Source organism: Deinococcus ficus, from assembly GCF_003444775.1.
GTDB classification, from domain to species: domain Bacteria; phylum Deinococcota; class Deinococci; order Deinococcales; family Deinococcaceae; genus Deinococcus; species Deinococcus ficus.
On sequence record NZ_CP021083.1, the window covers coordinates 135,527 to 154,963 of the forward strand.

Sequence of the window (19,437 nt, forward strand, 5' to 3'; positions counted from 1 at the left end):
TTTTATCCACCATAGAAGATTACCTTTTCAGTCAACAAACGCCGCCACGGGCCCCCGCCCCCTCTCCCCTTCCCGGAGTACCCATGTCTGACATCGAGGCCCTGAAAAAAGAGCTCCCGCCCTTCGAGATCTTCGACCTGATCCCCCAGTACGCACAAAGCGGCGTCATCGACCCCGAGAAGATCGACCTGCTCAAGTGGGCCGGCGTGTACCCCCAGCGCCCCCAGGAAGACGGCTACCTGATGATGCGCGTCAAGGTCCCCACCGCCGAACTGCACGCGGACGCCCTGCGCGTCGTGGCCGGCATTGCCGAGGACTTCGGGCGCGGCCTGCTGGACGTCACCGACCGCCAGGCCTTCCAGTTCCACTGGCTGCGCATCGGCGACATCCCCGAGATCCTGGACCGGCTGGACACCGTCGGCCTGCACACCCGCGGCGCCTGCGGCGACACCGTGCGCGCCGTGATCGCCTCCCCGCTCGCCGGTCTCGACGCCCGCGAGGTGATCGACGTGCGCCCCATCGCCCGCGCCATGGAAGGCACCCTGAGCGGTAACCGCGACTTCGAGGACCTGCCCCGCAAGTTCAAGATCAGCCTCACCGGCACGCCCGAACTCGAGGGCATTCACCTCATCAACGACATCGGCTTCCTCGCGCACCGCGTCGGGAACGAGGTGGGCTTCGACGTGTGGGTGGGCGGCGGCCTGGGCGCCGTCGCGCACCTCGCCCGGCGCCTGGGCGTGTTCATCGCCCCGGACGAGGTCGTGGAGGTCGGGCGCGCCATCACCGCCGCGTACCGTGACCACGGCTACCGCGTGAACCGCAAGAAAAGCCGCCTGAAGTACCTGATCAAGGACCTCGGCCCGGACGCGTTCCGCGCCCTCGTGGAAACGCAGTACCTGGGCCGGCCCCTGCGGGACGGGCCGCCCGCCCCGGTCGCGCGGTTCGGCGGCAGCGACGTGCTGGGCGTCAACCCGCAGAAAGACGGCCTGAACTACGTGGTCCTGACCACCACGGTGGGCCGCATCGACCCGGAGAAGGCCCGGCGGCTGGCCGACCTCGCCGAGCGCTACGGGCAGGGCGTGGTCCGCACCACCGCCTTCCAGAACATGATGATCCCCCACGTGAAGTCGGAGGACGTGGACGCCCTGGTGGCCGAGTTGCAGGCCCTGGACCTCGCGCCGAAGGCCACGTTGCGCGGCACCACCATCGCCTGCACCGGCACGCAGTTCTGCCGCCTCGCCCAGACCGAGACCAAAGCCCGGGTGGCGGGCATGATCGACACGCTCGAACCCCTGCACACCGACCTGGACGTGCCGTTCGTGATCAACCTGACCGGGTGCAGCAACGCCTGCACGCGCTACCAGGTGGCCGACCTGGGCTTCATGGGCGCGCTCAGAGGTGAGGAGGAGGTGTACAACGTGCACCTGGCGGGCAGCATCGGGCAGGCGCAGCGCACCGGCACGAAACTGAAGGGCATCGTGCCCGCCGAGCGCCTCACCGAGTACACCGACCGGGTCCTGACGGATTTCAAGGCGAACAAGGCCGCCGGGGAAAGCTTCGTGGAGTACGCCGACCGCCTGGGCCACGAGCACTTCACGCCCGACGCGGTGCTGGGCGCCCGGCCGGACCGCACTGAAGCGGAACTGGTGACCGCATGAGCGCCGTGCTGACGGAACCGGCGCGGGCGGCGGGCCGGGTGGTGTGGTTCACCGGCCTGTCCGGCGCCGGCAAGAGCACCCTGGCGTCCGCGCTGCACGCCGAACTGCTCGCGCGCGGCGCGGCGGTGGAACTGCTGGACGGCGACGCCGTGCGCGAGAACCTCAGCAAGGGCCTGGGCTTCAGCCGCGAGGACCGCGACACGAACGTCCGCCGGATCGCCTTCGTGGCGGGCCTGCTGGCCCGGCACGGGGTGACCGTGCTGGTCAGCGCGATCTCGCCGTACGCCGACACCCGCCGGGCCGTGCTGCGGGACCTGCCGGGCGCCCTGGAGGTGTTCGTGGACGCCCCGCTGGACGTGGTGGCCGGCCGGGACGTGAAGGGCCTGTACGCCCGCGCGCTGGCCGGCGAGATCCCGCACTTCACCGGCGTGAGCGACCCGTACGAGGCGCCCGGGCAGCCCGGCCTGCACCTGCGCACCGACCGGATCAGCGTACAGGAAGGCGTGCGGCAGCTGCTGACCGCCCTGGGAGAAGGGTGAGCGCCGCGGCCGTCCCCGCGTTCACGCCGGAGACGGACCCCCTGGACGTGATCCGCTGGGCCGTGGCCGAGTTCCCGGGCCTGCGGATGCCCAGCGCCTTCAACCTGAACGGCGTGATCCTGCTGGACCTGGCCGTCCGCGCCGGGTACCGGGGCAAGGTGGTGTTCGTGGACACCGGCTTCCACTTCCCGGAAACGCTCGCCACCCGGGACCGCCTCGCGGCGCGCTACCCGGAACTGAGCTTCGTGACCGTGAACGCCGGCGCGCACCCGGACGACGGCCTGACCGCCCCGGACCTGTACGCCGCCGACCCGGACGCCTGCTGCGCCGCCCGCAAGGTGCAGCCCCTCCAGGCCTACCTGAAGGCGCACAACCCGCCCGCGCTGCTGAACGCCCGCAGCCGCGACCAGGCCAGCACCCGCGCGGACATTCCCTTCGTGGAGCCCGGCGCGCGCGTGAAGGTCAACCCCCTGGCGCACTGGACCCGCGAGCGGCTCGAAGCGTACGCCCGGGAGCACGACCTGCCGGTGAGTCCCCTGTACTTCAGCGGGTTCCTGTCGGTCGGCTGCTGGCCCTGCACCCGCGCGGTGCGGCCCGGCGAGGACGCCCGCGCGGGCCGCTGGGCGGGGCGCGGCAAGACCGAGTGCGGCCTGTGGGCCGGCGAGGCGCGGCTGTGAGGGGCCGGCGATGTCCGGCGCGCCCCTGACACCACCTGCCTATCCGCCGTTCTCACACCACCTGACCGGGGTACCCACATGCCGACCATGACCGACTTCAACCCTTCCGTTTCCGTCCTGCCCGCCCCGCTGGGCGGCACCCTGGTCCGCCGCGTGTGGCAGCCGGGCCGCGACTTCGACCCGGCCGAACTGCTTGATCGGCCCACCCTGGCGCTGTCCGAGCGGGCCCTGGCCGACCTGGAGATGCTCGCCACCGGTGCGTACTCGCCGCTGGCCGGCTTCGTCGGCGAGGCCGATTACCTGAGCATCATCGAGCGGCTGCGCCTCGCGGACGGCACGCCGTGGAGCCTGCCCATCACGCTGCCGGTGAGCGCGGAGGACGCCGCGCGCCTCTCCGGGCGGGTGGTGCTCACCCACGCCGGGTTGCCGGTGGGCACGCTGGACGTCACCGAGCGCTACCCCGCCCGCAAGGCCCTGGAGGCCCGGGAGGTGTACCGCACCGAGGACGCCGCCCACCCGGGCGTGGCCGCCCTGTACGCGCAGGGGGACGTGAACCTGGCAGGCCCGGTAACGCTGTTCGAGGTGCCGCGCGGCGCCTTCCCGGCGCAGCACCGCACGCCCGCCGAGGTGCGTGAGGTGATCGAGGCCCGCGGGTGGCGCAGCACCGTGGCCTTCCAGACGCGCAACCCGATTCACCGGGCGCACGAGTACCTGCACAAGGTCGCGCTGGAACTCGTGGACGGCCTGCTGCTGCACCCGCTGGTCGGGCAGACCAAAGGCGACGACGTGCCCGCCGACGTGCGCATGGAAGCGTACGAGACGCTGCTCGGGCACTACTACCCGGCCGAGCGCACGCTGCTGAGCGTGTACCCGGCCGCCATGCGCTACGCCGGTCCACGCGAGGCGATCGTGCACGCCCTTTCCCGCCGGAACTACGGCGCCACGCACTTCATCGTGGGCCGCGACCACGCCGGGGTGGGCAGCTACTACGGCACGTACGACGCGCAGGAGATCTTCAGCGCGTTCACGGCGGAGGAACTCGGCATCCGCATCCTGAAGTTCGAGCACACCTTCTACTGCCGCTCCTGCCACCAGATGGTCAGCCCGCGCACCTGCCCCCACGACAGCGGCCATCACCTCGTGCTGAGCGGCACGCGCGTGCGGGAGAAACTGCGCGCCGGGGAGGCCCTGCCGCCCGAGTTCACGCGTCCGCAGGTGGCTGAGGTGCTCCGCCGCGGATACCAGGGCGCCTGAACAGGGGATCAGCCGCGCGCCCCGCCTGGACGCGGGAGCTGCGCGGCTAACCCTCGAGACCTGGCTTACTTCCTGACGAAGACGGCGGTGGTCAGGGCGGGCACGCTGAGCTGCGTGCCTTTCACCGCGGCCTGCCGGACCACGGGGTCGCTGCTGCCGGCCAGGACGGGGTGCAGGCTCAGGCCGCTGAAGCCCGCGTCGGCCAGGGTGTAGGGTTTCGTGCCCCCATTGAAGACGACGACCACGTTGCGGTAGGGGTTGCCGGCGTTCACTGCGCCGGTCAGGCGCATGACGATCACGCCCGGCGTCTGCTGGGGGCCGGTGTTCAGGAAGCTCAGGGCCTGCTGCACCTGCTGGGCGCTGTCCAGGCGGAAGAGGGTGGTGCTGTAGCGGATCTTCAGGAACTCACGGTAGTGGTCGTGGGCGCGCAGGATGTCGGTCTTGCCGACCTTCAGCGCGGCGTTGCTGAGCAGGGGGCGGTAGGTGGTCCAGTTGGCCTCGTTCTTCTCGGCGGGCGGCAGGCCCTTGCCGAAGCCGTTGCCCGCGTACGTGAAGTCCAGGGTGTTGAACCAGTCGCCGCTGTTGTACGAGTCGCCGTCGAAGGACTTGCTGCGCAGGATGTCGTCCCCGGCGTAGCTGAAGGGCAGGCCCTGCCCCAGCAGGACGTAGGCGTGCGCGAGGTTCTGGTAGCGCACGCGGGTAGCGCTGCTGACGCTGCCCGGCGTCTTGAGCAGCACGGCGTCCCAGAGGGTCTGGTTGTCGTGCGCGCTGGCGTAGTTGATGGTCTCGCGCGGGCTGGCGGCGTACCCGGCAGGGGCGTCGCCGTACTTGATCTGCGCGCCGGTCACGGTCTGCCCCTGGGCGTTCACCAGGCGGTAGTCGCGCAGGTTCCCGGTCAGGCCGATGCGGACGAGGTCCGCGAGCTGTGCCCATTTCGCGGCACTGTCGTTGCCGGGCTGGCCGTTGGGGCTGGTGGCGAGGCCGGTCGCCACGCCCTGTTCCGTCAGGCCGCCGAAGGGGTTCCCGCCGCGCAGGGCGTCGCGGATACGGTCGTTGAAGGTGCCGATGCCCTGGCCGTAGAGGTTCACCTGCGTGGCGTTCAGGCCGCGGGCCCCGCCCTGCACCTCCCCGAAGTCCCAGCCTTCGCCGTACAGGTAGATCAGCCGGCCGTCCACGCCGTCCTTCGCGGGGGTCAGGGCGTCCAGGGCTTTGCGGGCAGCCTGCATGTCGGCGACCATGTGGTGCCCCATCAGGTCGAAGCGGAAGCCGTCCACCTTGTACTGCCGGGCCATCAGGACCAGGGTGTCCACCATCAGCCGGCGCATCATGGTGTGCTCGGTGGCGGTGTTTGAGCAGCAGGTGCTGTTCTCCACGGCGCCCTGCGCGTTCAGGCGGTGGTAGTACCCGGGGACGATGCGGTCCAGCACGCTGCGCTCGTTCTGCCCGCTGGCGTTCGTGTGGTTGAACACCACGTCCTGCACGACGCGCAGTCCGGCTCCGTTCAGGGCCATCACCATCTGGCGGTACTCCTTCGTGCGGGCACCCGGGTCCACGGCGTAACTGCCTTCCGGGACCATGAAGTGGTACGGGTCGTAGCCCCAGTTGTAGGCGTCGGCGTCCTTCACGGCCGTCACGGCCTTCTGCTGCTCGTCACTGTTCGGTGCGAAGCGCGTGAGGTCGCCGGGGGTCTTCCACTGCCCCTTATCCTCATTGATGGTGGCGATGTCGAAGGTGGGCAGCAGGTGCACAGCCTTCAGACCGGCGGTCGCCAGGGACCTGAGGTGCTTCATGCCGGCGCTGCCGGCCTGCGTGAACGCCAGGTATGTGCCGCGCTGCGCGGCCGGCACGGTCGCGTCGGCGGCGCTGAAGTCCCTCAGGTGCAGCTCGTAGAAGCTCAGGTCACTGGCGCTGCGCAAGGCGGGTTTTTTCAGGGCGTCCCACCCGGCGGGCTTCTGCGAGGCGTCATTGAGGTCCATAAATACGCTGCGGTCGCTGCCGCGCGTGAGCGCCACCGAGTAGGGGTCGGTCACGAGGTTCGTCTCGACCTTCCCGGTGCCCGGGGCGTACACGGTCACCTCGAAGCGGTACGTGCGGCCCTTCCAGGCGTTCTGGCCTGTGACGGTCCAGACGCCTTTCGCGTCGCGGGTCATCGGCAGCGTGGTCTCCCCCGCCCCGGTCGCGTTCCCCAGGCGCAGCTTCACGCTCTGCGCGGTGGGCGCCCAGACGCGCACGGTGGGCGCGTTGCCCTGCCAGGTCACGCCCAGGGGGCCGTCGTAGGCGTACAGGTCGTCCAGCGCCAGCGCGGTCTGCACGCCGGTGGCGTCCAGCACGGTGCCGTCCGGGAGCACACTACTCACCGCGAGCTGCCCACGCAGGGCGTCCGGCAGGGCGGCGCGGTCCTCGGCGCGCACGCGCAGCAGGGCGTAGTTCGCCAGGTAGGGGACCTTCGCCTTCAGGGCGGCGCTCAGGCCGCCGTCCACGGGTTCCAGCGTCAGGGTCGTCCCGCCGGTGACGCCCTCGGCGCCGAGCTTCAGTCCGGCCGCCGGGTCGGCGTGCAGGGTCAGGAACGCGCCGGGCTTCACGAGGTCAGGTTTCACGGCAATCAGGTCACGGGACAGCATCACGGCCTGCTGTTTCGTGAGGTCCCCGACCTGCCGGGTGGTGGTGTCGGGGCGGGTGGTGTTCACGGCGTCCTTGCCGCTCACGATCCAGGCCTGGTTGCCCATCTCGCGCGTGAGGGTCTGGTCGGGGCCCGGGTCCTTCTCGTCGCCCTTGTGGATGAGGAAGCCCAGTTTCTTCCAGTCGGTTTTCATGGGGACGAGCCAGTACGCCCAGCCGCTCTCCACGCCGGTCTGCGGCAGGGGTTTCGTCCATTCCACGGTGGCGGTCGTGTCCTCCCAGGCGTGCAGGCCCCAGCCGGCGTAGTTGCCGTCCGGGCGGTAGTAGTTGATGCGCGCCATACCCTCTGGAACCGGCGTGCTGACGGGCGCCAGGGCGGCGGTCACGGGTTGGGTGGCGTCCGTGTCGAAGGGTCCGGTCTTCGCGTACGCGACGAGGGCCGACCCGGATTTCAGGAACAGTTCGCGGCCCTTGCCGAGGTTGAACCACAGGTCCGGGCCGGGGTCCTTGTCGTCGCCCTTGTGAACGATGAACGCGAGTTTCTGCGCGCCCTGCTTCACGGGCACGTTGAAGTACACGCCGAAGTCGTCCTTCCCGGCCTGCGCGAGCGGTTTGCTCCATTCCACGGTCGCGGTGGTGTCCTCCCAGACGTGCAGGCCCCAGCCGGCGTAGTTGCCGTCCGGGCGCTGGTAATGGACGCGCACGGTGCCGGCCGGCAGGGTCGCCTGCGCCGCGGCAGACGTGACGAGGGCCAGGGTCAGCAGGGAAAGCAGATTTCGCATGGTGTGAGGAGTGTAGGCCGGGTGAACCGGAACGTGGAAGTGCTTCCAGTTCAGGGGTCTGACCCGAACCGCAGAGTTTCTCATGAAGGGCAGGCGCGTGTGAAATGGGCGAGTCAGTGATCCCCCGCACACCCGGAGATTTTGGGCGGGCCATACAGGCGGATTTCTTCTTCAGAACAGGGTTTTTCGTCATTTCCGACAGGTGGGGTGTAAGACTTTTGTCGGATGAGTTCTCTATGGTCATCTCATGAACACAGTGGATCGGGTCGGCTGCCCGCCGGACCCGGACCTGCGCCGTTGCCCGCCCCCGCCCCTGCACCGAGGTACCCCATGGCCAAGATCCTGATCGTTGACGACTCCCCCGCCGACCTGCGCTTCCTGGAAGACGCCATCCGCCAGACCGGGCACTCCGTGGTCAGCGTCTCGAACGCCCTGGATGTGGAAAGCGCCGTCGAGCGCGACCAGCCCGACCTGGCCCTGCTGGACATCGTGATGCCCGAACGCAACGGCTACGAGACGCTGCGCGCCCTCAAGAAACTCCCGGCCGCCAGCGCCCTGAAGGTCGTGTTCGTGTCCAGCAAGGGCAGCGACACCGACGTGAAATGGGGCCTGCGGCAGGGCGCCGTGGACTACCTGATCAAGCCCTATACCCCGGATCAGGTCGCCACCCTGCTCACCCGGCACCTGTAAGGCCCGCCATGGCCGAAACGCTGATGCTCCTGCGCGCCTGCCACCGCGTTCTCGCCGTGCCGTCCGGCGCGCTGCGGCGCGTGGTGCCCGCCGAGCGCCTCGCCCCCATGCCCGGCACGGCCGGCGCCCTGCTCGGCCTGATGCCCGCCTCGGGGCGGGCCGTGCCGGTCGTGGACCTCAGCCGCCTCACGGGCCTGCCCGAGGCGCCCGCCACGCTCGCCGTGATCTGCCAGGTCGGCCCGGAAACGCTGGCGCTGCCTGTGCAGGAGGTGCTGGGCTTCGTTCAGGAGGACGGCGCCGCCAGCGCCGAGCTGCTCGGCCCGGAAACGCTGCTGGGCGGCTACACCGGCGGCGGGCAGAAAGGCCAGCGCCTGAACCTGGGCGCCCTGCACGACCGGCTCGCCGCGCACCTCAGTCCGGTCTGATTCTCGCCTCCCGCTCCCGGCCTCCCCGGAATCCAGCTTTCAGGAGATCCCATGCTGCCAAGTTCCCCCACCCAAGTCGACCCGGCCCCGGCGCGGCGCAAGGTCCGCTCCGCGCGTCCTGCGCGGGGTGAACGGCCCGCGCCGGCCCCGGATTCCGCCGGGCGGCGCCTGCCGCGCTGGATGGACCGGCTCAGCGTCGCCCAGAAGCTGGGCCTCGCGGGCGTGCTGTTCGCCCTGCCGACCCTGCTGATCGTGCGTGAAAGCGCCCTGAACCAGAACGCCCTGGTGCGCCCGGTGACGCGCTCGCTGCAGATCATGCCGGTGGTACGCGCCACCAGCGACATGCAGGAGAAGCTGGACACCTTCACCATGCAGGCCACCCGGCACGCCCGCGGGGAAGTCCCGGCCGAGGCGGTCAAGCGGGCGCAGCAGGCGGTGGACGCCAGCCTCAAGGCCCTGACCGACGAGCTGAACTCCAGGGCGCAGCCCAACCTGCTGGCCGACACGAACGAGATGCGGCAGGCGATCCTGACCGAGGCGCCGCTGGACGAGTTGCAGAACGTGTGGACGTACTACCGCGACTCGGCGCTGGAGATGAACCCGTCGGCGATCGCCAGCGCGTACTTCGACGCGGCCGCGCCGCTCAAGACGCTGGTCGGGCAGGCCGAGCGGGTCAGCAGCCTCTCGGTGGGCGGCGGGCAGAACAGCCTGTACTACATGAAAGAAAGCAGCCTGGGCAGCGGCCTGACCGAGCTGCGGTACGCCGTGGTGCGCGCCGACGCACTGGCCAGCAGCGCGTACGGCAAGACGCCCGAGGCGCTCGCGGACCGCGAGGCGCTCGCTCAGCTGATTCCGCTCGCGCAGGTGCTGCTCGACAGCACGAAACGGAACCTCGAGCAGGCGGTCCTGACCGGGCAGAGCATCCCGCAGGAACTCAGCGCGAACGCAGCCGCCCTGGACGACAAACTCCAGAGCCTGCAGATCGAGTGGCGCGCCGCCACGCAGGGCGTGCAGCCCACCGGCCTGGGCACGTTGACCGCCGACGCCGTGCGCACCACCGGCGCGCTCACCCGCGACGGCCTGGACGCCCTGGAGAAGGAAGCGGCGCTGTTCCAGAACCAGCAGCTGACCCGCGGCGCCACCGGTCTGGCCGTGGTGGTCGTGCTGGGGGGCCTGGCGGCCGTGCTGCTCGCCGGGCTGCTGCGCTACATCGTGCAGCAGATCCAGCAGCTCACCCGCGGCGCGCGCCGCCTGACCGAAGGGGACTTCGGCGTGCAGATTCCCGTGACCAGCCGCGACGAGCTGGGCCTGCTGGGCTCGGCCTTCAACGACGCCGCCGCGCAGCTGAGGCGCAACGCCGAACGCGTGGAGTACGAGCGAGTGGAAGCGCAGGAACTGCAGAACAACATCGCCGAGTACCTCGACGTGACCATGGACATCGCCGACGGTGACCTCACCAAGCGCGGCAAGGTCACCGAGGACGTGCTGGGCAACGTGGTGGACTCCATCAACGTGATGGTGGACGAGCTCTCCGACCTGCTGCGCAACGTGCAGGACGCCTCGCAGTCCGTGACGGGCGGGTCGCGCGCCATGCTGCTGTCCACCGCCCAGATCGAGCAGGGCACCCTGACCACCGCCGAGCAGGCCGCCCGCGTGTCCCGGCAGGCGCAGGACGTGAACGCCCGCATTCAGAGCATGGCGCAGACCGCGCAGGAAAGCGCGGCCATGGCCCGCCAGACGCTGCTCGCCTCGCAGCAGGGCCAGCAGGCCGTGACCGGCACGCTGGAGGGCATGGACCAGATCCGCGGCTCCTCGCAGAGCGTGACCGAAGCCATTCAGGCGCTGTCGGAGCGCTCCGGGCAGATTCAGGAGATCGTGGATTCCATCAGTCACATCGCCAGCCAGACGAACCTGCTTTCCCTGCACGCCAGCATCGAGGCGGCCGGCGCCGGGGAGGCCGGCAGCCGCTTCGCGGTGGTGGCCGAGGAAGTGCGCGCCCTGGCCGACGAGTCGAGCGCGGCCGCCGGGCGCATTCAGGACCTGATCGCCGGCGTGCAGCGCGAGATCGCCGCGGCGTCCGCCACCATGGCCACCGGCGCACAGACCGTGGAACGCGGGTACGAGGTCGCCCGGCAGGCCGGGGAGCAGCTGCGCCAGATCGGGCAGCTCTCCGCGCAGTCCGCGCAGCTCGCCGAGGCGATCTCCCAGGCCGCCGCGCAGCAGGCCCAGCAGATGCAGCAGATGGGACACGGCGTCACGCAGATCGCCGAGATCGCCACCGACTCCCAGGCGTCCGTGGCCGAAGGCCGCAGCGCCGCCGAGCAGCTTCAGGCGCTGGCGCAGCAGCTCGCCGCGCAGCTCGGGCGCTTCAAACTGCCCGCCTGAGCCCCCCGCCCCACGCCCCACCTGACCCGATCCGCGCCTGCACAGGAGCCCTGAGATGACCGTAACCAACCCCGAGTTTTCACCCGCCGTCGCCCCGGCCCGTCCCGCCGCCCGCCCGGACCGCGTGGGCCTGTTCGCCCGCCTGCCGGTCAGCCGCAAGCTGCTGCTCGCCAGTCTGGGCCTGGGCGTGCCGTACCTGGCCGCCATGGGCGGGCTGATGTACATCACGAATGTGAACCTGCAGGCCAACCGGGTGCAGCGCACCGGGCAGGCCATGCTGGTGCCCGCCTCGCCGCTGCTGCAGAACGTGCAGTTGCTGCGCCTGTCGGCCACGAACGTGCTGTCCGGCAAGGCCGAGTTCCGTGAGCCGAACATCCAGCAGCGTCAGGTGGTGGACGCCCGCCTGGCTGAGATCGCCGCGGTCGCGCAGACGCACGGGTACGCGACGATCACCGCCCAGGTCACGCGCCTGCAGCAGGGCCTGGACGCCCTGGACGCGGACGTGGACGCCGGCGGCGTGACCCCGCAGCAGATTCAGACGAAGTACACGGCACTGCTGCGCGAGCAGGTGATTCCGCTGTTCCAGACGATCTCCGACGAGACGAAGCTGGCGCTGCAGAACCCGGCGAGCGTGCAGGCGGCCGCGGCCGCGCAGGTGGCGAACCTGGCTGCCCTGACCGTGCCGGCGAACATGCCGGCGGCCGGCGCGATCGCGTCCGGGAGCATTCAGGTGATCACCCGCGCCGGCGGGCCCGGCAAGCCCCTGTCCGAGGCGCTGCAGTTCGAGGCCCGCACGAACTACACCACCGCCAACCAGGCCATGCTGAGCGTCCTGAACGGCCTGAAGGGCACGTACAAGAAGTTCCCGGAACTGGAAGGCACCCTGAAGCCCGCCGCGGACCGCCTGGAAGCGGTGGCCGTGCCGCTGTTCAACTCGGTGGAGTCGGGCCTGGTGAACTCGAAGACGGTGCGGGTGACCCCGGCGCAGATCAACGAGGCCATTCCCAACTACGCCGCCGCACTCTTCGCCAGCCTGGACGCCTCGATCAACGCGCTGGGCAGCGTGCTGGTGACGCAGGAGCGTGCCAGCCGCACGCAGCTGATGGCGGCCGTGATCGTGCCGCTGCTGACGCTGCTGGCCGTGGCGCTGCTGTTCCGGGCGGTGGCAGGCTCCATCCTGGTGCCGCTGCGCCGCCTGACCGGCGCGGCCCGGCAGCTGGAGCAGGGCGAGGTGGGCGCGCAGGTGCCCGTGACCTCCACCGACGAGCTGGGACAGCTGGCCGTGGCCTTCAACAGCGCGTCCGCGCAGCTGAAACTCAACGCCGACCGCGCCGAGCAGGAGCGCGTGGAAGCGCAGCGCCTGCAGAGCAACATCGGGGAGTTCCTGGACGTGACCATGGACATCGCCGACGGTGACCTCACCAAGCGCGGCAAGGTCACCGAGGACGTGCTGGGGAACGTGGTGGACTCCATCAACCTGATGACCGACGAGCTGGCCAGCGTGCTGCGGCGCGTGCAGGACACCGCCGCGTCCGTGACCGGCGGCTCGCGCGCCATGCTGGGCACCACGCAGGTCATCGAGGAAGGCGCGCAGCTCACTGTGGCCGAGACGCAGCGCGTGGCCGAGCAGGTCGCGCAGATCACCGAGTCCATCCGCGTGATGGCCGTGAACGCCCAGCGCAGCGCCGAGACGGCCCGCCAGGCGCTCAGCGCCTCGCAGCAGGGCCAGGAGGCCGTGACCGGCACGCTGGAAGGCATGCAGAACATCCGCCGTGAGGTGCAGGGCGTCGCCAAGCGCATCAAGAACCTCGGGGACCGCTCGCTGGAAATTCAGGAGATCGTGGACACCATCTCCCAGATCGCCCGGCAGACGAACCTGCTGGCGCTGAACGCCAGCATCGAGGCGGCCGGCGCCGGGGAGGCCGGCGGCCGCTTCAGCATCGTCGCGGACGAAGTGCGCAAGCTGGCCGACACGTCCTCGCAGGCCACGGGCCGCATCGCGGGCCTGATCAAGAACGTCCAGGCCGAGATTCAGGACGTGATCGCCAGCGTGGAGGACGGCACCCGCGAGGTGGAGCAGGGCTACCGGGTCGCCGGGACCGCCGGGGAGCGCCTGCGCGAGATCGGGACGCTCACGCAGACGTCCGCGCAGCTGGCCGAAACGATCGCCAGCAGCAGCCAGGCGCAGGTGAGCGGCATCGAGCAGGTCGGCGGGGCCGTGCAGCAGATCGCGCAGATCGCCGAAGGGTCGGCCGAGCAGGTCACGCAGGGCCGCGAGACCGCCACGCAGCTGCAGAGCCTGGCGCAGCAGCTCGACGGCAGCCTCGCGCGCTTCCGCCTGCCGTCCTGAACCGGGGAGGATTACGAGCCATGGCACACCCAGAACTGCTTCAGAGTTTCCTGCAGGAGGCCGAGGAGGTCATGCTGCAGCTGGAGAGCGGCGTCCAGGCCCTGTGCGCGGACGGGCGCACCGGCACCGAGCCGGCCACCGCGCCCGCCCTGGGCGGCATGGCCCAGGTGAGCCTGCTGGCGCACCGCATGCGCGGCAGCGCCGGCCTGTACGGCTTCCAGCAGCTGTCCACCCTGGCGGGCCTGCTCGAGCGCCTCCTGGACGCCCGCCCGGAGCTGCGCGGCGAGCACGCCGGGGCGTACCTGGCGCTGCTGGAGGAGATCAGCGGCGCGCTGCGCGGCGGCCTGCGGACCCTGCAGGCGGGCGGCACCGACCGCGACCTGGGCCTGACCTTCGCGCGTTCGGCCGCGCCGGCCCGGCTGCAGGCACTGGTCACGGCCGTGCCGGACGCCTTCCGGATGCGGGCCGCGCTGCACCGCGCCCCCGACCCCGAGGACGCGGCCGAACCCGGCGCGGAGGGTCTGGAGGCGCGGCTGCGGGCCTTCGTGACGCAGAACGAGGAGGTCTGGGAGTACTTCGCGCCGGAAGTGCACGAGCACGTCGCGGCGCTGCGCCACGAACTCGACCACCCGGACGCCGCCGACGCGAACGTCATGTTCCGATCGGCGCACACCATCAAGGGCAGTTCCTACATGGTGGGCCTCACCGAAGTCGGCGATTTCGCGCACGGCCTGGAGGACCTGCTGGGCGCGGTGCGCAGTGACACCGTCGCCCTGAACGCGCCGGCGCTCTCCGCGCTGGCCGGCGCGGTGGACCTGCTCGACGACATGATGCTCGTCGCGGGCGGCGGGCACGTCCTGCAGGACGGCGCGGTGACGCTCCAGGGCCGCCTGGAGAGCCTGAGCGCCCAGCTGCAGCGCCTCGCGGCCGGGGAGGCGCCGGCCCCCGCGGCGGTCCCCACGGCCGCCCCGCAGGCCCGGGCGGCGGCGAACGCGACCATCCGCGTGCCGGCCCAGCGCCTGGAAGGGCTGATGGACCAGCTCGGCGAGGTCGTCGGCAGCCGCGCGCGCCTGAGCGCCCTGCTGGCCCGCCTGGACGAGATGCAGGGCCTGATGCAGGACAGCCAGGCGAGATTCCAGCGGACCGTGCGGGACTTCGAGGAACGTTACCTGAACCCGGACATGGTCCGCACGCTCGACGCCGGGCGCGGCGCGGCCACGCCGGACGGCGCGGGCCAGGGCCTGACGGCCGCCTTCGCGGACCTGGAATTCGACACGTACGACGACCTGAACATCCTCTCGCGCAGCATCACCGAGCTCAGCGTGGACTTCGGTGAGGTCCGCAAGCGCCTGACCGACACCGTGAGCGGCCTGCAGGAGGAGAACGAGGCGCTCGGCAAGCTGATCCGGCAGCTGCGCACCGACCTGAACGCCACCAGCCGCGTGCCGTTCTCGCAGGCCACCGCCCGCCTGCGCCGCTGGGCGCGGGAGCAGCCGCACCTCACCCTGGCCGTGGAGGGCGACGACGTGCTGGTGGAAAGCGGCATCCTGCAGCGCCTCACCGAGCCGATGCTGCACCTGCTGACCAACGCCGCGCACCACGGCCTGCGCCGCGCCGCCGAGGACCCGCAGGGCCGCGTGGCGCAGGGCAAACCGGCCACCGGGCAGGTGTTCATCCGCGCCTCGGAAAGTGCGAACTTCCTGGAAGTCACGGTCGCCGACGACGGGGACGGCCTGGACCTGGACCGCATCCGCGAGCGGGCCCTGGGCGCCGGGGTGGGCTCCGCGCAGGAACTCGCCGCCATGGGCGACGCCGAGGCTGCCCGCCTGATCCTGCTGCCGGGCCTGAGCACCGCCGAGACGGTCGGTCAGACGGCCGGGCGCGGGGTGGGCATGGACGTCGTGGCGAACAGCGTGCGCGCGCTGGGCGGGGAACTGCTGATCCAGTCGGAGCCGGGTGTGGGCACCGCGTTCGTGCTGCGCCTGCCGACCACGCAGCGCATCATGGACGTGCTGGACGTGCAGCTCGGCGCGCAGGACGCCGGGGCGTTCGCGGTGAACACCGTGCAGGCGCTGCGTGACGTGCCCGAAGCGGACATCACCCTGATCGAGGGCGCCCCCCACGTGCGCTTCGAGGGCCAGCTCGTGCCCGTGGTGGACGCGCGGCCCTTCTGGGGTCCGGTCGCGGGCGACGAAGTGGGCGCCGCGGCGCACCTGGTGTTCGCGTCCTCGATTTCCGGGACAATCGCGGTGCGCGTGCGGGCGTTCGGGCGCATCGAGGAAGTCAGCGTGACGCCGCCCAGCCCGCTGCTTGGCCGCCTGGAGTACCTCGCGGGCCTCACGGTCGGCGCGACCGGCGCGGTGTTGCCGCTGCTGGACCCGGCCGGGCTGCTGCGCCTCGCCCGGCGCCCGGACGCCTGGCTGAGCGGCGCGGCCGCACAGGCCGGCGGGACGGGCCGGACCCTGCTGCTCGTGGACGATTCGGTCAGCGTGCGCCGCCTGGTGAGCCGGATGCTGGAACGCGCGGGCTTCACGGTCCTGACCGCCAACGACGGCCAGGAAGGCCTGGACCTCATTCACAGCGGCGAGCATCTGGACGCCGTGATCACCGATCTGGAAATGCCCCGCATGAACGGCTACGAGCTGCTCGGCGCGGTGCGCGCCCGACCGGACAGCGCCGAGCTGCCGGTGCTGGTGATGACCACCCGCGCCGGGGAGAAACACCAGCAGCTGGCCTTCAGTCTGGGCGCCACGGACTACTTCACGAAACCCGTGAACGAGACGCTGTTGCTGCGCCGCCTGCAGGCCCTGCTGGGCCAGGCCGGGGTGGACGCCGCGCCCGGGCCCGGGGCCGTGCCGGCGTGACCGGCACGGCTCCGGCTGGCCGGGAAGGGAGGGACGCCACGTGAAATGCCTGCTGATCATCATCAGTGACCCGGCCCGCGCCGGCCTGTACGGGGCGCTCGCCCTGCAGGCCGGGGTGCGGGTCATCCAGGCGGAGGGAGCGCTGCACGCCCTGACCTTCCTGGAACGCGAGCAGGTGGACGCCATCATCTGCGAGGCCGACATGGAGGACATGGACGGCGACGAGTTCCGCACCGTGGTGCACGAGGAGGTCCGCACCGCGGGCGTCCCGGTGTTCGTGCTGCCCGACGGCCGGGAAATGGTCAAGCACCGGCACCTGGAACTCCCGGCCCTGACCGGCCCGGAGATCCTGGCGGAGGTCCTGGATGAACTCGGTGTGGACCGCGCGGCCTTCCCGGTGCCGGTGATCCGGCAGCCGGTCACGCACCTGGCCGGGCGGCTGGGCGTGTTCGGGCTGGCGGAGTTTCTCAGCTGGGTGCACGAGATGGAGTACAGCGGGCACTGGCTGGTCACGGTGGAGGACGAGGGCGGCAACAGCCGCTGCGCGCACCTGCTGATGACGGCCGGGGACCTGACGTACGCGGAGTTTGCCGGCATGACCGGCAAGGCGGCCCTGTTCTCGGTGATGCGCGACGTGACGCTGCACCCGCGGGCGTCGTTCGAGTTCGTGCGGATCGACACGCCGCTGCCGGTGCGCAGCGCCACGCTGATGAAGAACACGCCCCGCACCCTGATGGAGGTCGCGGTGGACCTCGACCACCTGGACGCGCACATTCAGGGGCTGGCGGTGTCCTGAAGCGCGGTTCAGTCAGGGTTCTGTCGGACTTCGCGCCGTAGCGTGGGCGCACATCCCGCCCCTGCGGCCCCCCTTTCACCTTTCACGCGGACAGAAGCGTCCGCGGCCCTCACCCTGGAGAGTTCATGCCCGAAATCCTGATTGTCGACGACAGCATCAGCGTGCGCCGCGCGCTGGAGATCACCCTGCGCAACAACGCCATGCAGAGCCGCAGCACCGTGAGCGGCGAGGAGGCCATGGAGCTGCTGCACTCCGGCGCGTATCAGTGCGACGCGATGCTGGTGGACGTGATCATGCCCGGCATGAGCGGCATCGACGTGTGCCGCGCCGTGAAGGCCGATGGACGTTACGGGGGCCTGCCGGTCATCCTGATGAGCGGCAACGTGGACGACGAGATCCGCAGCCAGGCCAGGGAGGTCGGTGCGGACGGCGTGCTGCGCAAGCCCTTCCGGTCCGAGGAACTGATGCCGATGGTCGAGGGCATCCTGGCCCGCAGCGGGGAGACCGCGGGGGCCGAGGCGGGCGCGCCGCTGGAGGAGCCGGCCGGTGAGGCGGACGTGGCGGCCGAGCCTGCCACGTCCGGGGAGCGCATCCAGAACGCTCACCTTGACGCCCTGAACGAGGTGCTGCAGCGCTACGAGGACCACCCGCGCATGCTGGACGCCGTGATCCTGGACCGCGAGGGCCGGCCCATCCGGCAGACCGGCACGCGCCTGCCGGAGAACATCACGACCTTCGCGCGTTTCTTCACGAACACCGCCGGGGTGCTCGGGCAGCAGATGCTCGGGGAAGCGATTCAGGACGTGACGATCCGGTACGGCGCGCACGAGATGGTCATTCACAGCCTGCCCGGTCACTTCGTGATCGTGCTCCTCGGCGAAGGCGCCCACGCCCTGCAGGCCTGAACGCCCACGCAGCGCGGCCCGGCCCCATCAGTGGCCGGGCCGCGCTGTTGTGTGGGCGTTCAGGTCACGGCGGGCAGGCCAGGCCGGGCGCGGTGCAGGAAGCGCCAGGTGAGCAGCGCCGAGGACGTGAGCAGCCCGGCGGTCAGGCCGAACCACAGGCCCTGCCCGCCCAGGCCCAGCGGGAAGGCCAGCAGGGCGCCCAGGCCCAGGCCGACCAGCCAGTAGGAGGCCAGGGAAATCAGCATGGGCACGCGGGTGTCCTGCAGGCCGCGCAGGGCGGCGTTGGCGGTGACCTGCAGGCCGTCGAAGGCCTGGAACAGCGCAGCGATCAGCAGGTACCCGGTGGCGGTGGCGACCAGCGCGGCGTTGGCAGGCGCGTGGGCGTCCACGAACAGGCCGATCACGGCGCGGGGGGCGAGCAGGTACAGCAGGCTCACGGTGAGCATGAACCCCACGGCGAGCTGCATGCCGATCAGCCCGGCGCGGCGGGCCTGGGCGGGCTGCTTGCGGCCGCTGAGGTGCGCCACGCGGATGCCGACGGCGGTGGACAGGCCCAGCGGGACCATGAAGGCGGCGGTGATGATCTGCAGGGCGACGTTGTGCGCGGCGAGGGTTTCGGTGCCGAACTGCGCCATCAGCAGGGACGTCACGCCGAACAGGCCCACCTCGGCGCCCAGGGTCAGGCCGATGGGCACGCCGACGTGCAGCAGCTGGCGGTACTCGCGTCGCACCGCGCCGGCCGGCAGGGCCGCACCAGGGCGCAGGGCCGGCCAGGCGAAGCGCAGCAGGGTCAGGAACACCAGCCACAGGGTGAGCACGGTGCTCAGGACCGGGCCGCGGAAGCCCAGGGGGGGCAGCGGGCCCCAGCCGAAGGCCAGGGCGGGCGCCAGGCCGGCGGACGCGGCGACGCCGAGCAGCAGCGCGGCCGTGACGGTGCGGGGCTGCCCGGTCGCCTCGAGGATGCCGCGGCAGGTCATGAAGCCCATCGAGGCGGGCAGCACCAGCGCAAGCGTGCGCAGGGTCTCCTGAATCAACCCGGCGTCGAGGCCGGCGGGGCTGCGCTGCGCGACCAGGGGCGCGCCCAGCCACAGCAGCGTCCCGAAGCCCAGGGCGAGGCTGGCGCCGAGCAGCGCGCCGGCCCGGGCGGTGACGCGCACGGCCTGGGGGTCCTGGGCGCCGTGCGCGGCGGCGACGCGCGCGGGAACGCTCAGCATGACGCCGACCAGGACCATCAGGCCCAGGTTGAACAGGGCGTTGACGTACGCGATGGTGGCGAGTTCGGTGGTGCCCAGGCGGCCCATCACGGCCGTGCCGATCAGGGTCATGCCGTTGGAGGCGAACTGGGAGACCACGACCGGCACGGCGAGGGTCATGAGGTTGCGCCACTCCGGCCGGGGCGGGGCGGGGGGGGTGGGGGCGGGCCGGGTCACCGGGGCAGTGTAGGCAGGCGGGCGCCGCCCCGCTGAGGAAAATGTCGGGTTTCAGCGGGGGGC

13 protein-coding genes are annotated in these 19,437 nt (G+C 71.3%); 11 read left to right on the plus strand and 2 right to left on the minus strand.

Features of this window, described 5'->3' with window-relative positions; translation table 11 throughout:
* The first annotated feature begins 83 nt into the window (after positions 1 to 83).
* From DFI_RS17085 to sat, 4 genes are all read left to right on the plus strand, one after another.
* Positions 84 to 1,658 carry a nitrite/sulfite reductase gene (locus tag DFI_RS17085; protein WP_043777292.1) on the plus strand — a complete coding sequence of 525 codons (1,575 nt, stop codon included), beginning with the start codon at positions 84 to 86 and terminating at the stop codon, positions 1,656 to 1,658.
* Positions 1,655 to 2,197: an adenylyl-sulfate kinase gene (gene cysC / locus DFI_RS17090; protein ID WP_027462373.1), complete on the plus strand. Its 543-nt coding sequence runs from the start codon at positions 1,655 to 1,657 to the stop codon at positions 2,195 to 2,197. Before DFI_RS17085 ends, cysC begins: the two co-directional genes overlap by 4 nt.
* Positions 2,194 to 2,874 carry a phosphoadenylyl-sulfate reductase gene (locus tag DFI_RS17095; protein ID WP_027462374.1) on the plus strand — a complete coding sequence of 227 codons (681 nt, stop codon included), beginning with the start codon at positions 2,194 to 2,196 and terminating at the stop codon, positions 2,872 to 2,874. Before cysC ends, DFI_RS17095 begins: the two co-directional genes overlap by 4 nt.
* Positions 2,875 to 2,952: 78 nt before the next feature.
* Positions 2,953 to 4,128, plus strand: a complete 1,176-nt coding sequence (sat, locus tag DFI_RS17100) for a sulfate adenylyltransferase (protein ID WP_420810886.1) — start codon at positions 2,953 to 2,955, stop codon at positions 4,126 to 4,128.
* A 65-nt stretch (positions 4,129 to 4,193) separates the two neighbouring features.
* Here the strand turns inward: sat and pulA are convergent, their stop codons facing one another.
* Entirely contained in the window at positions 4,194 to 7,529 is a 3,336-nt protein-coding gene (gene pulA / locus DFI_RS17105; RefSeq protein WP_027462376.1) for a pullulanase-type alpha-1,6-glucosidase, read from the minus strand.
* Positions 7,530 to 7,859: 330 nt separating this feature from the next.
* On the opposite strand from pulA, the gene DFI_RS17110 reads away from it, so the two are divergent.
* The 7 genes from DFI_RS17110 to DFI_RS17140 all read left to right on the plus strand — a co-directional run bounded on the left by DFI_RS17110 (position 7,860) and on the right by DFI_RS17140 (position 17,944).
* A complete protein-coding gene (locus DFI_RS17110) occupies positions 7,860 to 8,219 on the plus strand; it encodes a response regulator (RefSeq protein ID WP_022802973.1) in 360 nt (119 codons plus the stop codon).
* A gap of 8 nt (positions 8,220 to 8,227) precedes the next feature.
* The gene (locus DFI_RS17115) at positions 8,228 to 8,644 is read left to right on the plus strand and encodes a chemotaxis protein CheW (protein WP_051307567.1); all 417 of its coding nucleotides are present in this window, start codon (positions 8,228 to 8,230) and stop codon (positions 8,642 to 8,644) included.
* A 51-nt stretch (positions 8,645 to 8,695) separates the two neighbouring features.
* Positions 8,696 to 11,029, plus strand: a complete 2,334-nt coding sequence (locus DFI_RS17120; protein ID WP_081425760.1) for a methyl-accepting chemotaxis protein — start codon at positions 8,696 to 8,698, stop codon at positions 11,027 to 11,029.
* A gap of 55 nt (positions 11,030 to 11,084) precedes the next feature.
* Positions 11,085 to 13,379, plus strand: coding sequence for a methyl-accepting chemotaxis protein (locus tag DFI_RS17125; protein WP_051307569.1), 2,295 nt, complete (start codon positions 11,085 to 11,087; stop codon positions 13,377 to 13,379).
* Between the two features lie 20 nt (positions 13,380 to 13,399).
* The gene (locus DFI_RS17130) at positions 13,400 to 16,243 is read left to right on the plus strand and encodes a hybrid sensor histidine kinase/response regulator (protein ID WP_027462377.1); all 2,844 of its coding nucleotides are present in this window, start codon (positions 13,400 to 13,402) and stop codon (positions 16,241 to 16,243) included.
* A 40-nt stretch (positions 16,244 to 16,283) separates the two neighbouring features.
* The gene (locus DFI_RS17135; protein WP_051307570.1) at positions 16,284 to 17,039 is read left to right on the plus strand and encodes a response regulator; all 756 of its coding nucleotides are present in this window, start codon (positions 16,284 to 16,286) and stop codon (positions 17,037 to 17,039) included.
* Positions 17,040 to 17,164: 125 nt separating this feature from the next.
* Entirely contained in the window at positions 17,165 to 17,944 is a 780-nt protein-coding gene (locus DFI_RS17140) for a response regulator (protein WP_027462378.1), read from the plus strand.
* 59 nt (positions 17,945 to 18,003) lie between these two features.
* On the opposite strand, the gene DFI_RS17145 is transcribed toward DFI_RS17140, so the two are convergent.
* The gene (locus DFI_RS17145; protein WP_229829617.1) at positions 18,004 to 19,374 is read right to left on the minus strand and encodes an MATE family efflux transporter; all 1,371 of its coding nucleotides are present in this window, start codon (positions 19,372 to 19,374) and stop codon (positions 18,004 to 18,006) included.
* Positions 19,375 to 19,437 lie beyond the last annotated feature (63 nt).

Excerpts from the sequence above, each read along its gene's own strand:
- DFI_RS17110 (WP_022802973.1), top strand. The coding sequence starts at position 7,860 with ATGGCCAAGATCCTGATCGTTGACGACTCCCCCGCCGACCTGCGCTTC.
- DFI_RS17130 (WP_027462377.1), top strand. The coding sequence starts at position 13,400 with ATGGCACACCCAGAACTGCTTCAGAGTTTCCTGCAGGAGGCCGAGGAG.
- DFI_RS17140 (WP_027462378.1), top strand. The coding sequence starts at position 17,165 with ATGCCCGAAATCCTGATTGTCGACGACAGCATCAGCGTGCGCCGCGCG.
- cysC (WP_027462373.1), top strand. The coding sequence starts at position 1,655 with ATGAGCGCCGTGCTGACGGAACCGGCGCGGGCGGCGGGCCGGGTGGTG.
- DFI_RS17120 (WP_081425760.1), top strand. The coding sequence starts at position 8,696 with ATGCTGCCAAGTTCCCCCACCCAAGTCGACCCGGCCCCGGCGCGGCGC.
- pulA (WP_027462376.1), bottom strand. The coding sequence starts at position 7,529 with ATGCGAAATCTGCTTTCCCTGCTGACCCTGGCCCTCGTCACGTCTGCC.
- sat (WP_420810886.1), top strand. The coding sequence starts at position 2,953 with ATGCCGACCATGACCGACTTCAACCCTTCCGTTTCCGTCCTGCCCGCC.
- DFI_RS17085 (WP_043777292.1), top strand. The coding sequence starts at position 84 with ATGTCTGACATCGAGGCCCTGAAAAAAGAGCTCCCGCCCTTCGAGATC.
- DFI_RS17115 (WP_051307567.1), top strand. The coding sequence starts at position 8,228 with ATGGCCGAAACGCTGATGCTCCTGCGCGCCTGCCACCGCGTTCTCGCC.
- DFI_RS17125 (WP_051307569.1), top strand. The coding sequence starts at position 11,085 with ATGACCGTAACCAACCCCGAGTTTTCACCCGCCGTCGCCCCGGCCCGT.